This is a genomic window from Serratia quinivorans, from assembly GCF_946227985.1.
Taxonomy (GTDB): domain Bacteria; phylum Pseudomonadota; class Gammaproteobacteria; order Enterobacterales; family Enterobacteriaceae; genus Serratia; species Serratia quinivorans_A.
Window position 1 is genome coordinate 1,118,502 of sequence record NZ_CAMKGL010000001.1, and the last position, 23,529, is coordinate 1,142,030.

Below are 23,529 nucleotides of genomic sequence, written 5' to 3' on the forward strand. Positions count from 1 at the left end.
GGAGGAACTATGGAATTACTGACGCCGCTGCTGCGGTCTTCAGCGGTGACCCCTTGCTTTAGCGATACCGCTACGCTGCAGGGTATGCTGGATTTCGAAGCGGCGCTGGCCAACGCTCAGGCGGAGCTGGGCATTATTCCTGCCGAGGCTGCACGGCACATTAGCCAGGCTTGCCACAGCCATTTATTCGATGCGGCCGATCTGGCACAGGCAGCCGCGCAGGCGGGCAATCTGGCGATCCCATTGGTGAAACAGCTAACCACCCGGGTAGCGGAGCAAAATGCCGAGGCCGCACGCTACGTTCACTGGGGCGCAACCAGTCAGGACGCTATTGATACCGGGTTGATACTGCAACTGCGGCAAGCCATCGAACTGACGCACAGCGATTTAAACCGGCTGATCGCGGCGTTGGTATCACAAATAACTCGCCATCAGGATTGCGTGCTGGTTGGCCGCACCTGGATGCAGCACGCTTTGCCCACCACATTGGGGTTAAAGCTGGCCGGCACGCTGGATGCCTTGTTGCGCTATCAACAGCGGCTGGATGAAATGCGGCCACGCGTATTGGCACTCCAGTTAGGCGGTGCCGCCGGTACTCTGGCTTCGCTGGGTGAGCAGGGAGAGACACTGGTGACCGCGCTGGCAGCCAGATTGCAACTGACCGTCGCAGATACCCCCCTGGCACAGTCAACGCGACCGCCTGCTGGAGATCGCCGGTTGGTATGCCGGATTAAGCGGCTCGCTGGGCAAACTGGCCCGCGATATCTCGTTGCTGACGCAAACCGAAGTGGCCGAGGTGGCAGAACCGGTGGCCGCTGGGCGCGGTGGCTCTTCGACCATGCCGCACAAACGTAATCCGGTAGCCTGCGCGGTAATCCTCTCTGCGGCCAATCGGGTACCTGCGTTGGTCGGCGGGCTGTATGCCGCTATGGTGCAGGAGCATGAACGCGGCCTGGGCGGCTGGCATGCCGAATGGGAAAGCCTGCCGGAATTGGTGATGTTAACGGCGGGCGCCCTGCACACCGCCGGGGACCTGATTGACGGGCTACAGGTATTTCCAGCACAGATGGAACATAACCTGAAGTTAACCCACGGCCTGATCATGGCAGAGGCGGTCACCATGGCGTTGGGTGAAGCCATTGGCCGCCAGCAAGCGCACCAGCACATCGAAAAACAGTGCCATCAGGCGCTGGCACAACGGCTGACTCTGCTTGAGGTGTTGCTGGACGATCCGCTGGTGATGGCTCATTTATCCGCTCAGCGGCTGACCGAGCTGTTGGATCCCCAGCGATATCTTGGCAGTGCCGGCGCCTTTACCCGGCGGGTGCTGGAACAGGCGGCCGCCGCAACTTCAGGAGCGAATAAACATGAATGATGAACAACGGTATCAGCAGGGTATTGAGGTGCGCAGGGCGGTACTGGGTGACAGTCATGTAGACCGTAGCCTCAGCCAACTCACCCCGTTAAACGAAGAGTTTCAGGACTTTATCAGCCGCTATGCCTGGGGTGAGGTCTGGACCCGACCGGGACTGGCGCGCCATACCCGCAGCCTGATCACCATAGCGATGCTGATTGCCCTTAATCGCGAAGGCGAACTGCGCATGCATTTGAAAGCGGCGGTAAACAACGGAGTGACTCGCGAGGAGATTAAAGAAGTGCTGATGCAAAGTGCGCTGTACTGCGGCCTGCCGGCGGCCAACTCGGCGTTTCATCTGGCGGCAGAAGTCTTTGCCGAGCAGGATCGGGAAGCCGACTAAGCGGAACGTGCCGCGCCAGCGATACCGCGCACCGTGGCGATAAATGCCAGCACGGCGTCGCTTAATTCCCCGTCGTTACGGGTCAGAATACCCACCGCTTCTTCCATTCCCTGGGTCGGCAGCGGCAGTGGGATCAACTGACCGGCGGCAATATCGGCTTTCACCGCGCTGGAGGGCACAAACCACAGATAGTCAAATTGCAGCGTCATCTGACGGGCCAGCGAAGCGGACAGCGTTTCTATATATTGGCCGGGCAGGCTGAAACCCTGGGTCGACAGCAGATTCTCGGTATTGTGGCGCGGCACTGTGCCCTTTGGCGAGATAATGGCAGGATAATGCAGTGCGCGCTCCAGAGTGATGGTTTCGCTTAACAGTGGATGGTCCGGACGCGTCACCATCAGCAAGGATTCCAACAACAACAGTTCAAAAGCCAGCCCACTCATCATTTCCGGATCGGCCATGCGGCCAATCGCCACGTCAATCTCACCCGCTTTTAGCTGCGCCAGCAACTCGGCATTTTTGCCGGTAATCACCTGAATGCGTGAATGAGGATGGGCCTGCTGATACTGGCCGATGGACTGCGGTAGCATACCCAGTGCGGTGGTCGGCAGCGCCCCGATGCGCAATACCCGCGCCGGGGCATCGTCGAGCCGGTCAAGCGCGTGCCCGGCGGCGGTCAACGCTTCCAGCACCCGCGTGGCATAGCCGAGGAACTGCTCCCCTTGTTCGGTCAGCAGGGTTCCCTGGCGGTTACGCACCAGCAGGCGGTTGCCGGTCAAGGCTTCCAGCTCGCTCAGCGTCTTGGACAGTGCCGGTTGGCTCAGGCTCAGCTTATCGGCCGCGCGGCTTAGCGAGCGTTCCTGCGCCACGGCAACAAAGCCGTTGATGTGGCGTAAACGCATGCGTTGGATGAATAAATTTGCTTTTTTCATCCCCCAGTGTAGGGAGTTTTTCCCATCGCTAACAAGTGACGGCGGCCGCATTTTTGCACAGACGTACGATTTTTTGCGGCCGCAGACTGGCGGCGTTTACAGGTCGAAGAACACCGTTTCGCCTTCGCCCTGGATCACGATATCAAAACGATAGACCCACTCTTCACCCCGGCGTTCTGGCTGGGCAATCAGCGTTTTGCGCCGTATCTCGAGTTCGATCAGGTTCAGTACCGGATCCTGCTGATTAGCGGCATCCTCGTCGGCAAAATACAGCCGGGTGTGCAGGCCAATATTGATACCGCGCGCGACGATCCACAGGTTAATGTGCGGTGCCATCATCCGGCCGTCCCGGCCACAGACGGCACCCGGCTTGATGGTTTCAAAGCGGTAGAGGCCGGTTTCAAAGTCGCTGCAGCTGCGCCCCCAGCCCCGAAACGCGGCATCCAGCGGTTTGTTATGTTGCTGGTCGCCGGGGTGGCTATAGCGGCCGTGGCTGTTGGCCTGCCAGATTTCCAGCAGTACGTCGCGGATAAGGCTGCCGCTGCCATCGAATACCCGGCCTTCCAGGGTAATGCGCTGGCCCTGAGTTTCCGGCTGGGTCAGTACCTGGCCGAAATTATTTTCAAAAATCTCAAAACCCGCGGCCAGAGGCGCGAGGCCAATGTGTACATAAGGCCCGGCGGTTTGCGACGGGGTTTCCGGTAGGTAGTTTTGCGGCATCATGCTTTCCCCTGCAGACGGTTTTCAAACAAGGTGGCGCGGTGGCCGCGTAACACCAGATCGAAACGATAGGCCAGGCTGTCCAGCTGTACCGCGGCGGTTTTGTCCAGCCCGGCGATCAGCGAGCGCACCGCATCGTCATTTTTGATGGCGCGCACGATGGGGCAACTGGCAATCAACGGGTCGCCCTCAAAGTACATTTGAGTGATCAGCCGTTGGGCGAAAGCGCTGCCGGACAGCGAGAAGTGGATATGCGCGGGGCGCCAGTCATTGACCCGGTTGCGCCAGGGATAAGGGCCGGGCTTGATGGTGCGGAAAAAGTAATAGCCATTTTCATCGGTCAAAACCCGGCCGCAGCCGCCAAAATTGGGATCTATCGGTGCCAGATACTGATCCTTCTTGTGGCGGTAACGCCCACCGGCATTGGCTTGCCATACCTCGACCAGCGCATTGCGCATCGGCAAACCGTTTTCATCACGAACGTAGCCGTGCACGATAATTCGCTCGCCGATCGGCAAGCCTTGTTTGGCGTAGTTGAGGATCAGGTCGTTATCCAGCGCGCCGAGTTCGTGTTGGCCAAATACCGGGCCGGTGATCTCGGACAGTGAGTTTTGCAGGGATATCAGCGCATTTTTCGGTGAGCGCAGCACGCTGGTTTTATATTCCGGTGCCAGCACCGGCGGATGGCGATCGTAGTTACGTTGGTAGAGTTCATCTATCTGGCTCATGCGGAAATCCTCATGGCGTAGGCAGGGTGCAGAGGGCTGATCTGTTTTGGTTTAATGTCAGCACGAAGGGGAGAATAGCTTTCCCTATCCCGAGTCTCGCAAGCCAGAGTGTTACGATAAAGTGAAATTTAGCGGTGTTTTGCATAACCTGAGGTTATATAAAGAAAGCACGTAAACACCATGCACCACGGAGATATCAAGAGGCAAAGGATCTCGGACGTCGGTCACGGTTGTTTACTTAACGTGTTGACATTGCATTTGAGGTCGCTGATATTCCAATTTCGATAATTATTATCATGGTGGTGTATTTTAATCGCAAAGGGATTTCATTGGATGAGTAAGCGCGAAGATATTCTGGATATATCCAGATTTGGTTCGGAAAAAGGAATTCGTCATGGACTTATTTATTCGGAAATATTGGGCTGGATTGACATGGGGCATGCTCGTGGTGATGACGTGCGTGCGCTTATGGCCAGTTTTTCCACTGGTGAATCAAATGGTAAACCCTATTACCAAGTGCGTTATGAACAAACAATGGCGTTCGGCCGGTTTGCAACTGGGCGTTTTAACGTTTGGAAGATAAAAAAAGGCAGAACACCAGCTGAAAGACGAAGTATAGCTTTGGCTATGATGATGAGCACTGCTGTTGCATTTGAAAACTGGCAATCAATGCCTTTTTTTAGCTGGTATACTGACAGCGGGTTCAGCGGTGAAGATCTTATTTCTGATTTATTCGGTTTCTACCGGGTTAATTTTCCTTGTGTATATTGGGGAGGATTGAAGATTGTCTGCAAAGAATCCGCGCTTCGCCGATGGGATCACTACGGCCCTATTGGGCGCTATAAAAACAGTGGTTTTTCACCACTTTTATTCCCTGATCCTGCGGAAAAATTCACCTGCCACAGACCTTATAAAGGGCAACTCCCTAGATTTATGATGCAAGTTACCCCATATAAATTCAGCCAAAATGAAGACATTGTTATTCGTAGCAGCAATAAAAGCGGAGTAATAAATGCTATTACGTAATAATAATGCCAATAAACTGAAGGGAATGTTATTTGGCTTTCTGGTCATTGTTATCATTTTTTTTCTATTCGACTTTAGTATGCAGAAAGTAGCGGAGGAAAAAGATGGGTATACAAAATCAAATGTATGGGCATATTATCTATATACAGAGAAAGATATCAGGTCTGCGCCAAAAGGGGATGTGTATTATTATTTTACATTTATAGCCCAGGATGGTGGTCAATCAAGAGAAAGTAGTATTGTCTACAGTGATGATGCAGTTTTGCCAGAGGTCAAAAAATACCTAATCACTTTAGGATACAAGGTGTCAGCACATGATGGGTTGTCTGAAAAATGGACGAAAAAAGATGAAGTTTTACCTTATTTCTATATATCCATAGATAAGGACAATCATACACTGATTTTAAGTAAAGTCAGTTTTAGATGATTATTCAGGGGCGAAGGCTATCTGTATATTTTAAAGCCCCCCTGAAAAAGGGACAACTAGCTAAGCATAACTCCAATAAAACTGAGCCACAGGGATGTGGCTCATAATGGATTATTGGGCAGATGATTAAAGCTGTTCGCCGTTGCTGGCGATCACGCGGCGGTACCAGTCGAAGCTCTTTTTGCGTGAACGCTCAAGGGTGCCGGTGCCGTCGTCGTGTTTATCGACGTAGATAAAGCCGTAGCGCTTGCCGTATTCACCGGTAGTGAAGGAAACGCAGTCAATACAGCCCCACGGGGTGTAACCAATCAGATCCACGCCGTCTTCGATCACCGCTTTTTTCATCTGTTCGATATGCGCACTCAGATAATCGATGCGGTAGTCATCGTTGATTTGACCGTCGGCCTCGACCTTGTCGAAGGCACCAAAGCCGTTCTCAACGATAAACAGCGGCTTCTGATAGCGCTCGTACAGCACATTCAGTGAATAACGCAGGCCAACCGGGTCAATCTGCCAGCCCCAGTCGGAGGCTTTAACATGCGGGTTAGGCACATTGCCGGGGAAACCGAACATCGGGTCGCTGCTGCTCACCGCATCTGCCTGCAGGGCGTTGCTCATGTAGTAGCTGAAACCGATGTAATCCGCGCAGCCTTCACGCAGGGTTTGTTCGTCCTGCGGCTGCATTTCGATCTGGAAGCCTTTGCGCTGCCAGTCACGCAGCAGGTATGACGGATAGTAACCGCGCACCTGAACGTCGGTGAACAAATAACGCTGGTGCATGGCTTCAACGCTGTACATCACGTCATCCGGCTTGCAGGAGAACGGGTAGAAGGGCACGCAGGCCAGCATGCAGCCGATTTTGAACTCCGGGTTAATCTGGTGGCCCAGTTTCACCACCTGGGCGCTGGCGACGAACTGATGGTGCAACACCTGATACAGCGTCTGTTCCGGGTTTTGTTCTTCGCTGTACACCACGCCGGAGCAGCAGTAGCCGAATAGCGGATACTGGTAGTTGCTCTGGTTGTTGATCTCGTTAAAGGTCATCCAGTATTTAACTTTGTGCTGGTAGCGACGCATTACCACTTCACTGAAACGCACAAAGAAATCGACCACCTGACGGTTTTTCCAGCCGCCATACTCTTTCACCAGGTGATAAGGCATTTCGAAGTGGGACAGGGTGATCACCGGCTGGATATTGTATTTCAGCAGTTCATCGAACAGATCGTCGTAGAATTGCAGACCGGCTTCGTTTGGCTCAAGTTCGTCACCCTGCGGGAAAATGCGCGTCCAGGCGATTGAGGTGCGGAAGCATTTGAAACCCATCTCGGCGAACAGCGCGATATCCTGCTTGTAGCGGCCGTAGAAATCCACGGCCTCGTGGTTAGGATAACGGTAACCTTCCAGTACGCCGTCGGTCATTACGCGATCCACACCGTGCGCGCCGCCTGACAGTACGTCAGCAATGCTTGGGCCTTTACCGCCCTGATCCCAGCCGCCTTCAACCTGGTGTGCGGCAACCGCGCCACCCCACAGAAAATCTTTCGGTAACTGTTGCTGTTTCATCGTTGGTTTCTCATTCGCTTATTAATGAAAGGTAATGAGAAGATATTAGCAAGCTGGAAGTGAATGTCACGATATAACAAAACAGCGTTCGGGTAACGTGTCACATTAAAAAAACAGGCTGTTTTATTTGGCAGCGTTAATATGGCCCAGCCGCTTGCCGATGGTTTCGATAATGTAAATGACTGGGATCTGGGTGGTGATATTATGTTGTCCGGCGATCAGCTGTGGGGGAACGTGATAGGAGAGGTTGAAGTCCGCCATGCGCGCCAGCGACGAGGTTTCGTTGTTGGTGATGCTGACGATCTTGCAGTGGTGCAGGCTGAACTGGCTGGCGAGGCGCAGGATCTCTTCGGTCTCACCAGAGACGGAAAGCATAATCGCTACCGCGCTTTTATACATGTCGCTATTGATCGGATAATAAGGGTCATCAATATGGGTGCTGAATTTCCCCACGTTGGAAAAGAAACGCGCACCATATTTACCCAAGGTGCCAGAAGTGCTGACACCGACAAAAATAATGCGTTCGGCGGAGGCAATATGTTGCACCGCCTGGTCAATCAGCTGATTAAATTCGTCGTTGTTAATGCTCTTAAAGAAACTGATTATTTCGCTGGTGCCAAAGTCTACCGGCGGCGCTTCATTTTGCTCAAGATATAACTTAAAGCGAATACGGAATTCGGAATAACCCGCGCAGCCCATTTTCTTGCAAAAACGCAGCACGGTGGTGGTAGACACCCCGGCGGCCTCGGCCAGCTCGCGGATGGTCATATACATCACCGCGTTTTTGTTTTTGATGACGTAGTTATAAATCATCAACTCCAGCGTATTGAGTTCGGCAATGGCTTTATGGGTAAACATAGACCTATCCGGCGAGTAACAACAGACCTTAATCAGAGCGGGCTAACATAGCAAATTTTGCCGTTGCCCGCTCGTGGTTTTCGTTGTTATTCAGGCGCGTTTGGCCTTATCCAACAGCGAGTCATGCGCCGGCTCACTGCTGGTCAGGTCGCATTCTTTCGGCAGGCGCCAGGCGATGATACCGGCAATGATCAGCGATACCGCTAATGCACAAACTGCGACGTTTTGGCCGTACAGGTAGATCATCACCCCCACCAGATAGGGCCCGCAGAAACCGCCCAGGTTACCCAGGCCGTTAATCACACCGCGCGCGCCACCGGCCACCTCCGCCGAAGCGATACGCCCGGGCATTGACCAAAACGGGCTGGTTGCCGCCTTCAGGAAGAAACCGCAAACCACCAATGCGATATAGGCCGCCACCACGTTATGGCGGAGCACCACCGAGGCCAACAGGGCAGCGGCGAAGCAGAACAGGGAAACCATGACCCACAGGCGTCGCTTGCCGGTTTTATCGGTCAGCACCGAAATCAGGTAAATCCCCAGCAGGGTGGCGACGAACGGCAAAATGGCCAGGAAACCGACCGAGGCCATATTGCCACCGGTCAGGTTTTTCAGAATGGTCGGCAACCACAGGGTGTAACCATAGTCACCGGTCTGGTAGAAAAAGTTCAGCAGTACCAGCTTCATCAACCCTTTGTTACGGAACACGTCTCTCAAAGGTGCATTGCTGACCGGCTGGGTTCTGCTGCGAGCCTGGCGTTCGCGTGTCAGTTCTGTTATCAGATACTCGCGCTCACGGGCCGGTAACCAGCGCGCCTCCTGCGGCCGATCGCTGATCAACAGCCACCAGACGGCCAACACCACCAGTGACAGCAAACCTTCGAGGATAAACAGCCAGCGCCAGTCGAGCTGGTTGATGATGGCACCAGAAATGGGGGCGGTCAGCATGCCACCCAGCGGAGCGAACATCATGACGAAGGCGTTGGCACGGCCCAGTTCTTTTTCCGGGAACCAGTTACTGATCATGGTCAGCACCACCGGCAGCATACCCCCTTCGGAAATACCCAACACAAAGCGCAAGATCAGCAGTTGATAGTGGTTAGTAACAAAACCGGTAGCCACCGAAACCACCGCCCAGGCACACAGCGACCAGGCGATAAAACGTTTGCCGCTGCCGTTAACCGCAATGCGCCCACCGGGAACCTGCAGAAACAGATAGCCGATAAAGAAGATGCCGCTGGCCAAACCGGCCATCTGGCTGGTGATGCCCAAATCACTTTCCATACCGCCGGGCAGGGCAAAACTGATATTGACCCGGTCCATAAAGGAAATAATGCAGGCGATCAGGATCGGGGCAATAACCCGCAGCCAGCGGGTGTTGGGTATTTTATTATCCATGGCGATCTCTCTTTATAAGGCGCAGGGAGAACCTCTCAATTCAATAAAGAGGTTCTGTGGTACGGCGATAATAAATTCGAAAGAAAAGGCTTAATTACTCAATGGCGTGGGGCAACGGCGCCTGGTTGAAAAAGGCGTCAACGTTGGTAAATACGATGTCGCTCATTTTTTGCCGGGTTTCCTGAGTGGCACTGGCGATATGCGGCTGCAGCACGACATTATCCATGGCGATCAGCTCGGCAGGCACCTGTGGCTCGTGGGCATAGACGTCCAGCCCGGCACCGGCAATGTCACCGTTTTGCAACGCGGCGATCAGGTCCTTTTCGTTGACAATGCTGCCACGGGCAATGTTGACCAGCAGCGCATGCGTCGGCAAGGCATCAAATAGAGTTTTATCCACCAGGCCTGCGCTGTCCTTGCCACCGGAGATGGCGATCACCAGGAAATCGCTTTCCCGTGCCAGCGCCAGTAAATCCGGGTAATAAGCATAGGGCAGCGTGGTGTCCTGCCGATGACTGGCATATTGGATACGCATGTTGAAACCGGCTGCGCGCTGGGCGATGGCGCGGCCGATATTGCCCATGCCAAAAATACCCAGTCGCTTACCGCTGACCTGCACCGACAAGCCCGGTGCCTGTTGCAGCCAGTGTCCGTCACGGACAAAACGGTCATTGAGGCAAAGCTGGCGGGCGGTCGCCAGCAGCAATCCCAGCGCCATATCCGCCACGTCTTCGGTCAATGCGCCGGAGGTGATGGTCACCGCGATGTTGCGTTGCCGGGTGTAGCTCAGCTCAATGGCGTCGGTACCCACGCCGAATACCGCTATCAGGCCCAGTTGGGGCAGTTGTTCAAGAATCGGCGTGGCGACCCCGACATCTCCACGGGTGATGATCGCGCGGAAGGTCTCACCTTTGGCGGCCAGAAAAGCGACCGGGTCAGCCTGCTCATACAGCCGATGTACCACAAAGTTGGCTTCCAGTCGGGCCTGCAGGTTTTCCATCACTGGGGCAATTAACAGCACTTCATTGGGGGTTGCGGTCGTCATGGTGTCACCTGTTTAAATAGCGTTAATGCGTTATGGCTATCAAAGCGGTTTTCCGCAGGCGGTTTTGCGACAGATATCACGCTGAATGATGTTAAAAAAGGGTGTTACCCGGAATGTGATCGACGGGGGAAAAGTAGTAACAGCAAGCCGTAACATACCAGAGCGAAGGGTATAACTTTCGAATTCGGATGGTTGAGGAGCCTGTCCGCTATTTTTAGCTCGAACACTGGCCCCCATGAATATGATTACGGACATCTATCAGAATTTAATAATAAATACCCACTTTTCGGTAAAGCAATTTGCGCTACATCACCTTAACATTGCTAATGTCTTTCAATGATTATAATTAGCAGGCTGTGAATTATTCATCACAGTGATATTAGGGAGCAATCCCTTTGGTTAAGGATATATTTCACCATGGAAATCAACATAAACGGCCGGATGGTCGCCCTTGACGACGTCTCGCCCGAAACGCCTTTACTCTACGTGTTACGCAACGATCTTGGCCTAAACGGCCCCAAATACGGCTGTGGTTTGGGGGAGTGCGGTGCCTGTACCGTGCTGATCGAGGGCGTTGCTGCTCGTTCTTGTTCCATCCCTCTGAGCGGTGCGCTCAATAAATCCATTACCACGCTGGAAGGCCTCAGCGAAGCGGGGCAACTGCATCCGGTTCAACAGGGCTTTATCGATGAGCAGGCAGCGCAGTGCGGGTATTGCACCAACGGTATGATCATGACCCTGGTGGCGCTGTTTGAGCGCAACCCGCAGGCCGATGAGCAACAAATCAAAAACGAACTGGCCTATAACCTGTGTCGCTGCGGCACCCACATTGAAATCTTGCGCGCCGCCGCCAAAGCCCGACAGCTGCTGGCTGAAAGGGGGCAGGCATGAACCGCCTGGAAATAACCCGCCGCCATCTGTTACAGGCCGGCGGCGTGGTGATGGTCAGCAGCCTGTTGCCGGTTTCACTTAATACCCTTGCCGCCGCGCCTGCCACCCTGGGCAACCTGCCGCTGGATCGCGTGGACAGCTTTATCGGTCTGACCGCCGACGGCCGGGTCACCGCCTTTAACGGCCATGTGGATCTCGGTACCGGCATTCGCACGGCGTTGGCGCAGATTGTTGCCGATGAAATCTGCGTCCCTTTTGATCATGTTACGGTCATTCTGGGGGATACCCAGCGCACGCCGGATCAGGGTCCCACCATCGCCAGTGCCACCATTCAGGTGACCTCAATACCGCTGCGTCAGGCGGCGGCGCAGGTGCGGCAATTGCTGCTGGGGTTGGCCGCGCGCGCTTTCGCATTGCCGGTGGACAGGCTGCGTGCAGAAAATGGCCGGGTGTTTGCGGTGGATAAACCCCATGTCAGCCTGAGTTATGGCGATCTGGCCAGCGGGCAAAACTTACAGGTGGCACTGGATAAAACGGTCAAGCTGAAGAGCGTGACGGAGAGTCGTTACGTCGGTATGGCGGTGCCACGGGTGGATATCCCGGCCAAGGTTACCGGCCAGCTGACCTATGTGCACGATCTGCGCCTGCCGGGCATGCTGCACGGCAGAGTGGTGCGGCCGCCTTATACCGGGGCGGACAGCAGTGCGCCCCTGGGCAGCGGGCTGCTGTCGGTGGACAGAGCTTCTATCTCTCATTTGCCAGGCATCGTAAAACTGGTGGTGATTAACGATTTTATCGGCATCGTGGCCGAGCGTGAAGAGCAGGCGATCGACGCCATGCGCCAATTGAAAACCGTATGGCGCCCGTGGTCCGGGCTGCCGGATCTCTCGGCGGATGGCCTGCATGCGGCGTTGGTGGCTAACCCGAAAACCGATCGCGTACTGCGTGACGATGTCGGCGTCGATGCCGCGTTGGGGTCGCTGCATACCGAGGTTAATGCCGATTACGTTTGGCCCTATCATCAGCATGCCTCCATCGGACCTTCCTGTGCGGTGGCCGATGTCACCAGTGAACATGCAGAAATCTGGTCGGGCACGCAAAACCCTCATGACCTGCGTAAAGACATTGCCCATTTGCTCGACCGGCAACCGGAGCAGGTGCACATCAACCGCATGGAGGCCTCCGGTTGCTATGGCCGCAACTGCGCCGATGACGTGTCGGCAGATGCCGCGCTGTTATCACAGGCCACCGGCAAACCGGTCAGGGTACAGTTGATGCGCGAGCAAGAGTCGGGCTGGGAGCCCAAGGGCACCGGGCAGCTGATACGGGTGCGCGGCGGGCTGGATCAGCACCGGCAGGTGGCGGCCTATGAGTTGAAAACCAGTTATCCCTCCAACAATGCAGTGACGTTGTCACTGGTATTGACCGGCAAGGTGGCCAATCGGGCCGACGTACAGCAGATGGGCGACAGAACCGCCATTCCGCAGTATGAATATCCGAATATGCAGGTGATCTGCCAGGATGCTGCGCCGATCGTGCGGGCTTCCTGGATGCGCGGGGTTTCGGCGCTGCCCAACGTGTTCGCCCACGAGTCGTGGATTGATGAACTGGCATGGCATGCCGGGCAGGATCCGATCGCTTTCCGTCTGCAATATCTGAAAGACCCGCGTGCGGTCGCGTTGATCAATGCGCTGAAGAAACAGGCTAACTGGCAGGATGGCCCGTCGCATCGCAACCCGGCACCGGATACGCAGGCGTGGGTCAGTGGGCGTGGCTTTGCCTATGCGCGTTACTTCCACAGCAAATTCCCCGGTTTCGGCGCCGCCTGGGCGGCCTGGGTGTGCGACCTTAGCGTCAATCGCCACAGCGGCCAGATCAAGCTCGATAAAATCTTCGTTGCTCATGACTGCGGTCGCATCATCAATCCGGCCGGAGTGCGCCATCAGGTACATGGCAATATTCTTCAGTCCGCCAGCCGGGTGCTGAAAGAGTTTGTCACCTTTGACGCCTCGGCGGTGACGTCGCTGGACTGGGGCGGCTACCCGATCCTGCGTTTTGATGAATTGCCGCAGGTGGATGTTCAACTGCTGGACTATCCGGATGAGCCGCCGATGGGGGCAGGAGAATCGGCTTCGGTGCCGAGTGCGGCCGCCATCGCCAATGCGTTATTTGATGCGTTGGGAGTACGTCTGAGGGAAGTGCCGTTTACTCCCGAGCAGGTGCTGAAAGCGTTAAAACAGCAGGCTTCCGCCAACGCAGCAACCAGGGATAAGTCATTATGAGCAAATTAAAGAAAGCCGCTGGATGGGGCAGCCTGGCCGTCATCGCCGTAGCGGTCGCCGGTGCTACTATCAGCTGGCAGCCGGAAATTGCGCCGCGTGATGCAAACGAGACCCAGGTTTTTAGTCAGCAACAGATTGCCCGTGGCAAAATGCTGGCCGATCTCGGCGACTGTTCGGTTTGCCATACCCGGCCGGGCGGTAAACGCAATACCGGCGGACTGGCGATGGAGATCCCCTTCGGCACCATTTACACCACCAACATTACCCCGGATAACGAAACCGGCATTGGCAAATGGTCGTATTCTGCTTTTGAACGAGCAATGCGCCACGGGGTCGATCGCCAGGGGCGCTATCTCTATCCTGCTTTCCCCTATACCGCCTTTACCCGTACCAGCGATGAAGATCTGCAGGCGCTATACGCCTATCTGATGTCACAACCGGCGGTGAGCTACCAGCCACCCGTTACCGCACTGAGTTTTCCGTTTAACATTCGCCAGGGCATAGTGGCCTGGAACTGGCTGTTCCTGACGCCGGGCGCGATGAAAACCGACCCTGAACAAAGCGCCGAATGGAACCGGGGAGCCTATTTTACCGAGGGGCTGGGTCACTGCAGTGCCTGTCATTCACCGCGCAATCTGATGTTTGGCGAAAAAGGCGGCAGTGCGCACTTGACCGGCGGCGTGGCGGAGGCCTGGACGGCACCGTCACTTACCGGCAGTTCGGTGGCACCGCTGGATTGGGCCCGGCAGGATTTACTCAACTTTATGCGCAGCGGATATTCGGCGAATCACGGCGTAGCGGCAGGGCCGATGGCACCGGTAATCGAAGAGGGGCTTTCACGCCTGCCGGAGCAGGACCTGCAGGCCATCGCTACCTATCTTCGCAGCTATCACCCGCAGCAACCCAGGGGCGCAGAGGCTCAACGGCTGAATGGTAGGGCAGAGTTAAAAACGGAACCCTTGACCACCGACGGGGCGCGTATTTTCTCCGGTGCCTGTATGGCTTGCCATGCTCAGGAAAAGGGGGCGCAAATGGCCGGTGTCAGGCCTTCACTGGCGCTCAATACCAACCTGTTTGCCGATACGCCAGACAATGCGATTCGGGTGGTGTTGGACGGTATCCAGCGCCCGGCCAATATCAATCTGGGATATATGCCGGCATTCCGCCATAACCTGAACGATGGACAGATTGCGGCCTTGCTTGATTTCCTGCGGCAAAGTTACGCCGGGAAAGCGCCGTGGCCTGACCTGCAGGCGCAAGTCAGCCGCGTACGCAGCGAAACTGAAGATAGATAGGATTGGATTACTAAATTGGCGGGGGCCATTGCAGGCCCCCCGATTTAGTGAATCACGCACAGCTCATTCCAGTAGCTGAAACGGACGCGCTGTTTCAGTCGGTTATTCCACAAATAAAGCGTCATCGTTTGTTCCTCCGCCATGTCTGTCTCAATAAATAACAGCTATTACCAAACGGGGCGAATGCCTTATTTTGCTGAACTTTTGATATTTTTGGGATAACCCTGCCTGATGTGTATCGGTGATAAAAACGGGTTTTAAGGTGTTGGGCTCTCGTCCGCCAGACAGGGCTTTTTCTTCGCCCGCATCAGTCGCCAACCAAAATTCATACCCGCCGCCGCCAGCAAGATGGCCGCAGCGCCCAACAGTTGCATCAGGCTCAGGCGGTGACCGAACACCGACCAGTCGACGATAATCGCCACCAATGGATAGATAAACGACAAGGCACCCACTAGGCTGGTCGGGATTTTCTGGATCGCGCTGTACAACAGCGAGGACATCAACCCGGTATGCACCAGGCCAAGGGTCGCCAGCAGCAGCCAGGCATTTGCCGTTGATGGCAGAACGCCCAGCCCGGCGAAGGGGGCCAACAGCACCACGCCAACGGTGAGCTGAATCAACACAATCAGATGCGGTGGCACCCCTTTCAACTGTTTGACAATCGCTGCCGCGACCGCATACATAAAAGCCGCACCCAGCGCCAGCATCACCCCGGTGAAGTAATGGGAGCCGGGCGCGTCACCGTCATGTTTGCCGGTAATAATCAGCAACATGCCGCCAAAGGCCAGCAGCAGCCAGCCGATTTTACTCGCGTTCAGTTTTTCACCAAAAAACAACAGCCCCAGTCCGACCAACATAAAGGGCTGCACGTGGTAAGTGACCGTTGCCACGGCAATAGAGGCGTAGGAATAGGCAGCAAATAGCAGCGTCCAGTTCAACACCAGCGCGATCCCACCCAGTACCGCAATTGCGGCCTGTCGCCAGGTTAACCGGCCCCTTTTCAGCAGGCCGAGCAGGGCGCAGGCAACCAGCATCGCCAGCGCGCCAAAGGCACAGCGCCAGAAGACCACCGTGGTTGCCGGTTGCCCCAGCATCACCACCGGCCAGCCTACGGTGCCGGAAATTATCATGGCGAGCGTCATCTGCCATACGCCGCTGGTTTTCACTTTCATTCCCCTTCACCCCGTTTGCGCTCAGTGCTTGCCGATATCGGCAGCTACCATTAAAATGAACAACTGAACATTATGATGAACAGGTCGCAAGTGTTCGTCAAGTCGAACAAATGGATGATATGGTGAACAATGAGCGCTAATACCGACAGTAATCTCACTCCTATTGGCCTGCTTTCTAGCGCTATTCGCCGCGAACGCGAGCGGCTGGGGCTGTCGGTTACCGAGTTGGCCCGGCGGGCGGGTATAGCAAAATCGACGCTTTCGCAGCTGGAAACCGGCAACGGTAACCCCAGTCTGGAAACGCTGTGGGCGTTGGCGATGGCGCTGGATGTGCCGGTCAGCCGGTTAATCTCCCAGCCGCGTCAGCACGTGCAGGTGATCCGCGCCAATGAAGGGGTGACCACCGTTTCCGAACAGGCCAATTACGCCGCGACCTTGTTGGCAACCTGTCCGCCGGGCGCGCAGCGCGATATTTACCGCCTGAGCGTTCAACCGGGCGAGGCACGTATTTCGCGCCCGCATATGCCGGGCACCATTGAGCACGTGATTATCAGTAGCGGCAGGGCGCTAGTCGGGCCGAAGGACCAGGCGGTGGCATTGAGTCCGGGGGATTACATCAGCTACTCCGCCGATCGGGAGCACATTTTCGAAGCCCTGGCCGCGGATACCACGGCGGTGATGCTGATAGAGCAAGGCTAGTCCCGTTGGGTCACTCAAGCAGGGGGGCGGTGTAAAAGGTCATTTTTTCATAATGGTCGTTGAGCAGATTGACCTCCGCCGTCACGTTGAACCCCAGCGCTTGATACATTCTGCCCAGATAGGGTTTACTCTTGTCGGCCAGCAAGCCGACCTTGTGGAAACCCTGTTTTCTGGCCTCAAGCGTCACCTGATTAACCAAACGTTTTGCTATACCCTTACCCCGGCATTCCGGTAAAACCGCCAGTGAATCAATATAGATTTCATCCGGTTCAGACTCATTTTCCATATCGGGCAGATGTTCGGTGATGGACTGAAAGCCGGATTCATCTTCACCGCGAAAGTAGAGAATACACCCCAGGATCCCGCTGTGGTTTCTGGCGACAAAGATGTTTCTGTAACTGAAGTAGATATCATCACGACTGAAATTTATTTCATACTGATGGAGGGCATCGTTAATATCATCCTTACCGGAAAGCGCCAATACGGCATCTTTATCTGCCAGGGAGGTGAGCCTTACAATTTCTGCAGCATCGGTTTTTTTCGCTTTTTCGATAATGATATTTTCCATAAATAGCCTTCCTTTTAAAACGTGGCCTTTGTACTTTGAAACTTGCTGCCCCGAATGATACCTCGGATCCTGTCCGGGAATCGGTATTTTATTGAAAACGCTTCTCATTTATACTAATGTGCCCGTAGTTGCGACGGTGACCCACGCCTGATTAAGACCACCGTCATGGTTTAAAAACCTTCAAGGATTGAAGATGAAAATTGTTGTTCCCTCGATACTTTTGCTTGCCGGTCTGACGGCGGCGCAACCGGTAACGCTGCTGGCCGCAGAGGCCACGACGGCGACCGCACAGGAAAACGCTGCCCGTAATGATTTTAGCTTTGTGCGTTACCGCGCCGATTATCAAGTGCGAGCCAATGCCAGCAATGTGAAAACCGAGAGCTACGAAGTCCTGCTCAAAACCAAAGCCGCAGTCGAAAAATTCAGCCAAATCCGCCTGAGTTACAGCGAGAAAATGGAAACGCTGGAGGTGCTTTCCGCCTATACGCTGACCGCCGATGGTCTGCGCCATGATGTGGCACCCGATCGCATCTATACCCAGGAAAGTTATTCCAGCGCCTCGGCACCCTTGTATGCCGATCGCAAGGTGCGGGTTATCGTTTTCTCCAATCTGGCACCGGGTTCGCGCGTGGTGTATGAACTGCGTCGCACCCAAAAAACGCCGTATTTCCCAGACTACTTCGGCCTGTGGGAAACCTTCAGCGTATTCGATCAATTTGATGACGCGGAAGTTAACCTGCATGCGCCGGCAGATTTGCCGATGCATGTGTTTACCCGCGGCGTGGAAGGTGGCAATGCGCCGCAGGTGCGCGATGGCCAGGCACACTGGCGCTGGCGTTATCAGCGCAGCGATCCGCTGAAGGCCCAGAACTGGTCGGCGAACAGCTGGACGTTCAGTCCAACCATCATGGCCAGCACCTACCGTGAATGGCCGCAGTTGGCCAAAGCCTATCAGTTGAAAGCCAGCCAGGCGGCGAAAGTCACCCCGGCAGTGCAAAGCCTGGCGGATAAGATCACCCGCGATATCAGCGATCGTCGCGAGCAGACGGCGGCGATCTACCGCTGGGTGGCGCAGAATATTCGCTACGTTGCCGTGTATTTGGGCAACGGCGGGCTGGAGCCAAATCCGGCACAGAGCATCCTTGATAACCATTACGGCGACTGCAAGGATCACGTGGTGCTGCTGGAGGCATTGTTGGCCGCCAAGGGCATCGTCAGTTCGCCGGTACTGATCGGTATGGATGAAGGGCCAACTCTGCCAACGGTGCCGCTGTTGGGGCGCTTCAACCACGCGATTACCTACGTGCCGGAATTCAATCTGTATCTGGATTCCACCAATCCCTGGGCGCGTTTTGGTCAACTGCCAGAAGCCGATCTCGGGGCGCCGGTATTGCTCACGCGCGAAGCGAAATTAGCGCGCACCCCAGACAATGACGAACTGCGCAATAACACATCACTCAGCGTGGATTTTGTCTTCGATAAAGCGGGCAATATGCGTGGGCAGACGGAGCGTAAGCTGGGCGAGGTGGATGAGATTGATCTGAGAGGCTATTTTTCCCAACTCAATCAGCAAAACCAGGCGCGGGTGGAAGAAACCATCATGGCGTCCTCCGGTATTGATGGCCGCGGGGAAATTGCGTTGCACGGCGATCCTTTCGATCTCAAAAAGCAGTTTGGTTACAGCTATCGTTTCAAGGCCGAGGACTATGTCGATTTTGGCGTAGTAGGAGGAATGACGGTGCCAACACCGCCCGGTGGAAAATCTTTCCGTACGCTTTACTCGACGACGTCGGCACCGACCAACGAAACGCCGTTCTATTGCAACGCACAACGCTATGATGAGACCTATCGTCTGAATTTGCCCGCCGGCGTGCCGATTATTGCGGTTCCAAAGAACCAGCAGTTCAATAATGCCGCCGGTGAATACCGGGTGACATGGCAGTTGGAGGGGCGGCAGGTGGTGGTTAACCATTGGCTGCAGATGAATGCCATTCGCGGCAAGGATGCACTTTGTCAGCCGCAGGATTACCCGGCATTCCGTGAGCTGTTCCAGCAGGTACGTCGCGGTTTCCGTGGGCAGGTGGTCTATGGTGAATTGACTCAAGGGGCCGTTAACGCGGCTACTGCTGCGAGGTAATAAAGCCAACCGGGCGGGCTTACTGTGAAGCCGCCCGGTTTTTATCGTTACTTTTTCACCACCAACCCCACGCCGCGGCCACGAGGATCAGAGGCCGTCTCTGGCGTATCGCCTTTGACGCGGATCGCCTGAATATCCCCCATATACCAGCCCTGATCTTCCAGCTTATAGCCCATGGCTTTCAGTTGTTCCGCTACTTTGCCGGTCAGTGGGGCAAAGCTGTCGAAGAAGATGGTGTCCTTGGGTAGCAGTTGGTGATGAACGCGCTGGGCGGCCACGGCTTTGTCCAATGGCAGTTGGTAATCATAGATGTTGTTTATCACCTGGAAAATCGAGGTGAAAATACGCGAGCCGCCGGGGGTACCAATCACCAGACTGACGTTACCGTCACGGGTGATAATGGTCGGGCTCATGGATGAAAGCATGCGTTTACCCGGTTCAATGGCATTGGCATCGCTGCCGACCACGCCAAAAGCGTTGGCTACACCCGGTTTGGCGCTGAAGTCATCCATCTCGTCATTCAGCAGGAAGCCGGCACCTTTCACCACCACGCCACTGCCAAAGTCCCAGTTCAAGGTATAGGTGTTGCTGACCGCATTGCCCTGGGCGTCAACAATCGAGAAATGGGTCGTCTGGTGTGGTTCTAAGCCAGGACGCACTTTTTCGGTTGGCGAAATGGCGGTGGGGTTGATCTCCGCTGCACGTTTTTGCAGATAGTCCGGCGCGACCAGTTGAGCTACCGGCACCTTGGCGAAGTCCGGGTCGCCAAGGTAATCGGCGCGATCGGCAAACACGCGTTTCTCAATTTCGGACAGCAAGTGGATATAACGTGCGGAGTTAAGCTCTACGCCTTTGAAATCGGCGGCGCGGTCTTCTTTGATCCCCAGTAACTGCGCCAGCGCAATGCCGCCAGAGCTGGGCAGCGGGGCGGTGTAAAGGGTGTTGCCGCGCCAGGAAATTTGCATTGGGTCACGCCATTTCACCCGGTAGTCAGTCAGATCTGCCTGGGTAATCAGGCCGCCATCGTGCTGCATCTGGGCCACCAGCAATTTGGCCGTTTCCCCCTGATAGAAGTCTTCAGCGCCCTTATTGGCGATACGCTCCAGCGTTTTGGCCAGCTCCGGTTGTTTAAACACCGCACCGGGTTTCATACTGCCAAAATAATCGCCAAAGTTGGTTTTTCCGGCGAACAGCTTGTTGGCGTCTTCACGGTACTGATATTGCTGATCGGCGACCTTAAAACCCTGCTGCGCGTAACCGATGGCCGGGGTCAACAACTCTGCCCAAGGCAATTTACCAAAGCGTTTATGCGCCTCCCACAGCCCCAGTACCGTGCCGGGCACACCGGCGGCCTTGGTTCCTACCAAACTGAGGTTTTCAATCACTTCGCCTTTTTCGTTCAGGTACATGGTTTTGGTGGCGGCTTTGGGGGCGATTTCACGGTAGTCGAGGAAATAGGGTTTGCCGTCGACGTACAGCGTCATAAAGCCGCCGCCGCCAATGTTACCGGCTTCCGGATAGGTCACAGCCAGGGTAAACGCGGTGGCGACTGCCGCATCGACCGCGTTACCCCCGGCCTGCAAAATTTGTGCGGCCACTTTGGCACCGTATTGATCCGGTGCCGCTACGGCGGCGGCATTCAGATTTGCGGCCAACACCGAGGGGCTAAGCGTGGCGAGTGCTACGCTGAGTGCTAAGGTTTTCAATAAGCCAGAATGCATAGCGGTTCCTTTTCGAATTGAATGATGGCAGGTGACTTCAATCTCAACAATTACTTAGCGCCATTCTGTGCAGGTTTTCGGGCGCCTGATTGAAGGTAGCATCGCTCAATCCGCCATGCTTTATCCGCTGCATGGATCCGTGAACTGGAACATTAAACGGTGGACGGTAATTGTGTTAGCAACCACTCACAAAACTGCCGGGTATGCGGGCTATGTTCGCTGTCGCGGTGGACAAGCCAGGCCCAGTTTGGGCCGCGTACGCTTTGTTCCGTCAGGGGGTGCAACACGCCTTTTGCCTGTGCCTGCCGTGCCAGCAATTGGCTGACCAGCGCGATACCCAGGCCATCGCAGGCGGCATCCAGTAACAGGCCAGGATCTGAGAAATTCAGCCCATGGCTGCTTTGCCCCACATTGACGCCGCCCTGAACGGTCCAATGGCTCCAGTCCATCTCTCGTTCCCCGTGCAGGGTGGTACGTTGTTCAAGCTCCAGTTTCAGCAGGTCAGGATGGCAAGCCGGATAGAGTCTGTCCTGATGTAATGCCCGGAGGTTGCATTCGGCTTGTGCGCTGAGATCGTCACGGATCGCCAGATCGACGGTTTCCGTCGCCATATCCGGTGGGTCGAAGGTGGTGAACAGCCAAAGGTCGATATCCGGGTGCTGCCGATGAAAGCTTTTCAGGTTCGGCACCAGCCAGTGGCGGGCAAACGCCGGAGTGGTATTGACGATCAGTTGGTTGGGTTTGCGGTATTGATCCAGACGGCGGATGCCGACCGCCAGTTGTTGCAGCATCACCTGGGCGGTGCTGTAGAGATCGTGCCCGGCGTCGGTCAGGCTGACGCTGCGGCCACTGCGGAAAAACAACGGTTGTTCCAGATAGGCTTCCAGGCTGCGTATTTGCTGACTGATCGCCGACTGGGTGAGGTGCAGCTCATCGGCGGCCTGGTGGAAACTGCCCAGGCGGGCAGCGGCTTCAAAACCGCGTAACGCGTTCATCGGGGGCCAGTGTTTAAGCATTATTGATAAGCCTATCTAATCAGGTGTCTGCTAAATGTATCCTTTGTTATGGCAGTGATGGAAGCCTTAACATGTATTACATCGAAATCACGCCGTCTTTCACTGAACAGAATATCTTATTTCAACGACGGCAATACAGGAGCAAACCATGTCAACGCGTCGTGAATTTATTAAGCAGGCATCCCTGATTGCCGGCATGAGCCTGACGGCATCCATGGGGCTGACGTTACCTGCCCATGCCGTACCAGCCGTGCGGGGGGAAAGTTGGCGCATGCCTGATGAAGGCGAAGAGCAGCAACGCGCTTTTATCGCCTTCGGGGCGCAGCGGGCCATTTGGGCTGATTACACTGCGGGGGTGCAGGATGCTTTGGGGCGCATTGCACGGGCGATCGCGCAATATCAACCGCTAACGGTATTTTGCCGTGAGAGTGAACGTCGGCTGGCGGAAGAGAAATGCGGCAGCCACAATGTGACCTTCATTGTCACCGAGCTTGATGATATTTGGATGCGTGACATTGGCGCCAATTTTGTCGTCAATCAGGCGGGCAAACTGGGGGCGGTGGACTTTAACTTTAACGGCTGGGGCAACAAACAGCAGCACACCTATGATGCGCGTCTGGCGGCGTTTGAAGCCAGTCATTACGGCGTCGCCAATATAGGGCGCAGCGGCCTGGTGGGGGAAGGTGGCGGCATCGAAGTGGATGGCCACGGCACCGGTATCATGACCGAGAGCAGTTGGGTCAACAAGAACCGTAACCCAGGCTGGAGTCGTGATCGGGTGGAGCAAGAGTTGAAGGAGATGCTCGGCCTGCGCAAAATTATCTGGCTGCCGGGAATTAAAGGTAAGGATATTACCGACACCCACGTCGATTTCTACGCCCGTTTTGCCCGCCCGGGAGTGGTGGTGGCCAATCTGGACACCGATCCCGACTCTTACGACCATAAAGTGACCCAGGCGCATTTGGCCATTCTCAAACAGGCGACCGATGCCGATGGCCGCAAGTTGCAGGTGCACACCATGTCGCCGCCGATGGATCCGCGCCGTAGCCGTTTCAGCAAAGGGAACCCGGATTTTGCTGCGGGATACATCAATTACTTTGTGATCAACGGTGCGGTCATCGCCCCCGAATTTGGCGATCCGGAAGCAGATGGCGAAGCGTTGCGATTATTAACCGAGCTTTATCCCGATCGTGAAGTGGTGCAGTTGAATATTGACGCCATTGCCGCGGGCGGCGGCGGTATTCACTGCGTGACCAATCAACTGCCGGCGGTTTAAGTCGGGTAACCGTGCCGG

At 55.4% G+C, this 23,529-nt stretch carries 20 protein-coding genes and 1 pseudogene; 10 read left to right on the forward strand and 11 right to left on the reverse strand.

All coding sequences use genetic code 11. From position 1 onward, the window contains the following. Nucleotides 1-9: 9 nt before the first annotated feature. Nucleotides 10-1,375, forward strand: a pseudogene (locus OCH02_RS05235) (3-carboxy-cis,cis-muconate cycloisomerase). Beyond that, the gene (pcaC, locus tag OCH02_RS05240; protein WP_261430216.1) at nucleotides 1,368-1,757 is read left to right on the forward strand and encodes a 4-carboxymuconolactone decarboxylase; all 390 of its coding nucleotides are present in this window, start codon (nucleotides 1,368-1,370) and stop codon (nucleotides 1,755-1,757) included. Before OCH02_RS05235 ends, pcaC begins: the two are co-directional and overlap by 8 nt. Here pcaC and OCH02_RS05245 read toward each other — a convergent pair. The 3 genes from OCH02_RS05245 to pcaH all read right to left on the reverse strand — a co-directional run bounded on the left by OCH02_RS05245 (nucleotide 1,754) and on the right by pcaH (nucleotide 4,137). Beyond that, entirely contained in the window at nucleotides 1,754-2,689 is a 936-nt protein-coding gene (locus tag OCH02_RS05245) for a LysR substrate-binding domain-containing protein (protein WP_261430217.1), read from the reverse strand. The two genes, pcaC and OCH02_RS05245, sit on opposite strands and share 4 nt — an antisense overlap. 96 nt (nucleotides 2,690-2,785) lie before the next feature. After that, entirely contained in the window at nucleotides 2,786-3,409 is a 624-nt protein-coding gene (gene pcaG / locus OCH02_RS05250) for a protocatechuate 3,4-dioxygenase subunit alpha (RefSeq protein WP_261430797.1), read from the reverse strand. Beyond that, entirely contained in the window at nucleotides 3,409-4,137 is a 729-nt protein-coding gene (pcaH, locus tag OCH02_RS05255) for a protocatechuate 3,4-dioxygenase subunit beta (protein ID WP_012145229.1), read from the reverse strand. Before pcaH ends, pcaG begins: the two co-directional genes overlap by 1 nt. A gap of 333 nt (nucleotides 4,138-4,470) precedes the next feature. Here pcaH and OCH02_RS05260 point away from each other — a divergent pair, with 333 nt between their 5' ends. After that, nucleotides 4,471-5,163, forward strand: coding sequence for a hypothetical protein (locus tag OCH02_RS05260; protein ID WP_261430218.1), 693 nt, complete (start codon nucleotides 4,471-4,473; stop codon nucleotides 5,161-5,163). Further along, nucleotides 5,150-5,590: a hypothetical protein gene (locus OCH02_RS05265; RefSeq protein WP_261430219.1), complete on the forward strand. Its 441-nt coding sequence runs from the start codon at nucleotides 5,150-5,152 to the stop codon at nucleotides 5,588-5,590. The genes OCH02_RS05260 and OCH02_RS05265 overlap by 14 nt, the downstream gene beginning before the upstream one ends. A gap of 126 nt (nucleotides 5,591-5,716) precedes the next feature. Here OCH02_RS05265 and OCH02_RS05270 read toward each other — a convergent pair whose 3' ends face one another. The 4 genes from OCH02_RS05270 to OCH02_RS05285 all read right to left on the reverse strand — a co-directional run bounded on the left by OCH02_RS05270 (nucleotide 5,717) and on the right by OCH02_RS05285 (nucleotide 10,454). Then, nucleotides 5,717-7,153 carry a 6-phospho-beta-glucosidase gene (locus OCH02_RS05270; protein ID WP_261430220.1) on the reverse strand — a complete coding sequence of 479 codons (1,437 nt, stop codon included), beginning with the start codon at nucleotides 7,151-7,153 and terminating at the stop codon, nucleotides 5,717-5,719. A gap of 123 nt (nucleotides 7,154-7,276) precedes the next feature. Continuing rightward, a complete protein-coding gene (locus OCH02_RS05275; RefSeq protein WP_261430222.1) occupies nucleotides 7,277-8,011 on the reverse strand; it encodes a MurR/RpiR family transcriptional regulator in 735 nt (244 codons plus the stop codon). Between the two features lie 90 nt (nucleotides 8,012-8,101). After that, the gene (locus tag OCH02_RS05280; protein ID WP_261430224.1) at nucleotides 8,102-9,409 is read right to left on the reverse strand and encodes an MFS transporter; all 1,308 of its coding nucleotides are present in this window, start codon (nucleotides 9,407-9,409) and stop codon (nucleotides 8,102-8,104) included. A gap of 94 nt (nucleotides 9,410-9,503) precedes the next feature. After that, nucleotides 9,504-10,454, reverse strand: coding sequence for a 2-hydroxyacid dehydrogenase (locus OCH02_RS05285; RefSeq protein ID WP_261430226.1), 951 nt, complete (start codon nucleotides 10,452-10,454; stop codon nucleotides 9,504-9,506). A 417-nt stretch (nucleotides 10,455-10,871) separates the two neighbouring features. On the opposite strand from OCH02_RS05285, the gene OCH02_RS05290 reads away from it, so the two are divergent. The 3 genes from OCH02_RS05290 to OCH02_RS05300 are packed head-to-tail and all read left to right on the forward strand — an operon-like array spanning nucleotide 10,872 to nucleotide 14,922. Continuing rightward, nucleotides 10,872-11,345, forward strand: a complete 474-nt coding sequence (locus tag OCH02_RS05290; RefSeq protein ID WP_261430228.1) for a (2Fe-2S)-binding protein — start codon at nucleotides 10,872-10,874, stop codon at nucleotides 11,343-11,345. Then, entirely contained in the window at nucleotides 11,342-13,627 is a 2,286-nt protein-coding gene (locus OCH02_RS05295) for a xanthine dehydrogenase family protein molybdopterin-binding subunit (protein ID WP_261430229.1), read from the forward strand. Before OCH02_RS05290 ends, OCH02_RS05295 begins: the two co-directional genes overlap by 4 nt. Then, nucleotides 13,624-14,922 (forward strand): c-type cytochrome, encoded by a 1,299-nt coding sequence (locus tag OCH02_RS05300; protein WP_261430232.1) that lies wholly within the window; start codon nucleotides 13,624-13,626, stop codon nucleotides 14,920-14,922. Before OCH02_RS05295 ends, OCH02_RS05300 begins: the two co-directional genes overlap by 4 nt. A 257-nt stretch (nucleotides 14,923-15,179) precedes the next feature. Here the strand turns inward: OCH02_RS05300 and OCH02_RS05305 are convergent, their stop codons facing one another. Next, entirely contained in the window at nucleotides 15,180-16,094 is a 915-nt protein-coding gene (locus OCH02_RS05305) for a DMT family transporter (RefSeq protein ID WP_261430233.1), read from the reverse strand. Nucleotides 16,095-16,223: 129 nt separating this feature from the next. On the opposite strand from OCH02_RS05305, the gene OCH02_RS05310 reads away from it, so the two are divergent. Further along, nucleotides 16,224-16,793, forward strand: a complete 570-nt coding sequence (locus OCH02_RS05310) for a helix-turn-helix domain-containing protein (RefSeq protein ID WP_261430234.1) — start codon at nucleotides 16,224-16,226, stop codon at nucleotides 16,791-16,793. 10 nt (nucleotides 16,794-16,803) lie between these two features. Here OCH02_RS05310 and OCH02_RS05315 read toward each other — a convergent pair whose 3' ends face one another. Beyond that, on the reverse strand, nucleotides 16,804-17,361 hold the full coding sequence (locus tag OCH02_RS05315) for a GNAT family N-acetyltransferase (RefSeq protein WP_261430235.1): 558 nt from the start codon (nucleotides 17,359-17,361) through the stop codon (nucleotides 16,804-16,806). A 193-nt stretch (nucleotides 17,362-17,554) separates the two neighbouring features. Here OCH02_RS05315 and OCH02_RS05320 point away from each other — a divergent pair, with 193 nt between their 5' ends. Next, nucleotides 17,555-19,498: a DUF3857 domain-containing protein gene (locus OCH02_RS05320; protein WP_261430236.1), complete on the forward strand. Its 1,944-nt coding sequence runs from the start codon at nucleotides 17,555-17,557 to the stop codon at nucleotides 19,496-19,498. Nucleotides 19,499-19,545: 47 nt separating this feature from the next. Here the strand turns inward: OCH02_RS05320 and ggt are convergent, their stop codons facing one another. Beyond that, a complete protein-coding gene (gene ggt, locus OCH02_RS05325; protein ID WP_261430237.1) occupies nucleotides 19,546-21,219 on the reverse strand; it encodes a gamma-glutamyltransferase in 1,674 nt (557 codons plus the stop codon). A gap of 152 nt (nucleotides 21,220-21,371) precedes the next feature. Further along, nucleotides 21,372-22,235, reverse strand: coding sequence for a LysR substrate-binding domain-containing protein (locus tag OCH02_RS05330; protein ID WP_261430239.1), 864 nt, complete (start codon nucleotides 22,233-22,235; stop codon nucleotides 21,372-21,374). A 148-nt stretch (nucleotides 22,236-22,383) separates the two neighbouring features. Here OCH02_RS05330 and OCH02_RS05335 point away from each other — a divergent pair, with 148 nt between their 5' ends. After that, nucleotides 22,384-23,511 carry an agmatine/peptidylarginine deiminase gene (locus OCH02_RS05335; RefSeq protein WP_261430240.1) on the forward strand — a complete coding sequence of 376 codons (1,128 nt, stop codon included), beginning with the start codon at nucleotides 22,384-22,386 and terminating at the stop codon, nucleotides 23,509-23,511. Nucleotides 23,512-23,529: the final 18 nt, after the last annotated feature.

Coding starts and splice junctions, on each gene's coding strand:
- pcaC (WP_261430216.1), top strand. CDS start 1,368: ATGAATGATGAACAACGGTATCAGCAGGGTATTGAGGTGCGCAGGGCG.
- OCH02_RS05245 (WP_261430217.1), bottom strand. CDS start 2,689: ATGAAAAAAGCAAATTTATTCATCCAACGCATGCGTTTACGCCACATC.
- pcaG (WP_261430797.1), bottom strand. CDS start 3,409: ATGCCGCAAAACTACCTACCGGAAACCCCGTCGCAAACCGCCGGGCCT.
- pcaH (WP_012145229.1), bottom strand. CDS start 4,137: ATGAGCCAGATAGATGAACTCTACCAACGTAACTACGATCGCCATCCG.
- OCH02_RS05260 (WP_261430218.1), top strand. CDS start 4,471: ATGAGTAAGCGCGAAGATATTCTGGATATATCCAGATTTGGTTCGGAA.
- OCH02_RS05265 (WP_261430219.1), top strand. CDS start 5,150: ATGCTATTACGTAATAATAATGCCAATAAACTGAAGGGAATGTTATTT.
- OCH02_RS05270 (WP_261430220.1), bottom strand. CDS start 7,153: ATGAAACAGCAACAGTTACCGAAAGATTTTCTGTGGGGTGGCGCGGTT.
- OCH02_RS05275 (WP_261430222.1), bottom strand. CDS start 8,011: ATGTTTACCCATAAAGCCATTGCCGAACTCAATACGCTGGAGTTGATG.
- OCH02_RS05280 (WP_261430224.1), bottom strand. CDS start 9,409: ATGGATAATAAAATACCCAACACCCGCTGGCTGCGGGTTATTGCCCCG.
- OCH02_RS05285 (WP_261430226.1), bottom strand. CDS start 10,454: ATGACGACCGCAACCCCCAATGAAGTGCTGTTAATTGCCCCAGTGATG.
- OCH02_RS05290 (WP_261430228.1), top strand. CDS start 10,872: ATGGAAATCAACATAAACGGCCGGATGGTCGCCCTTGACGACGTCTCG.
- OCH02_RS05295 (WP_261430229.1), top strand. CDS start 11,342: ATGAACCGCCTGGAAATAACCCGCCGCCATCTGTTACAGGCCGGCGGC.
- OCH02_RS05300 (WP_261430232.1), top strand. CDS start 13,624: ATGAGCAAATTAAAGAAAGCCGCTGGATGGGGCAGCCTGGCCGTCATC.
- OCH02_RS05305 (WP_261430233.1), bottom strand. CDS start 16,094: ATGAAAGTGAAAACCAGCGGCGTATGGCAGATGACGCTCGCCATGATA.
- OCH02_RS05310 (WP_261430234.1), top strand. CDS start 16,224: ATGAGCGCTAATACCGACAGTAATCTCACTCCTATTGGCCTGCTTTCT.
- OCH02_RS05315 (WP_261430235.1), bottom strand. CDS start 17,361: ATGGAAAATATCATTATCGAAAAAGCGAAAAAAACCGATGCTGCAGAA.
- OCH02_RS05320 (WP_261430236.1), top strand. CDS start 17,555: ATGAAAATTGTTGTTCCCTCGATACTTTTGCTTGCCGGTCTGACGGCG.
- ggt (WP_261430237.1), bottom strand. CDS start 21,219: ATGCATTCTGGCTTATTGAAAACCTTAGCACTCAGCGTAGCACTCGCC.
- OCH02_RS05330 (WP_261430239.1), bottom strand. CDS start 22,235: ATGCTTAAACACTGGCCCCCGATGAACGCGTTACGCGGTTTTGAAGCC.
- OCH02_RS05335 (WP_261430240.1), top strand. CDS start 22,384: ATGTCAACGCGTCGTGAATTTATTAAGCAGGCATCCCTGATTGCCGGC.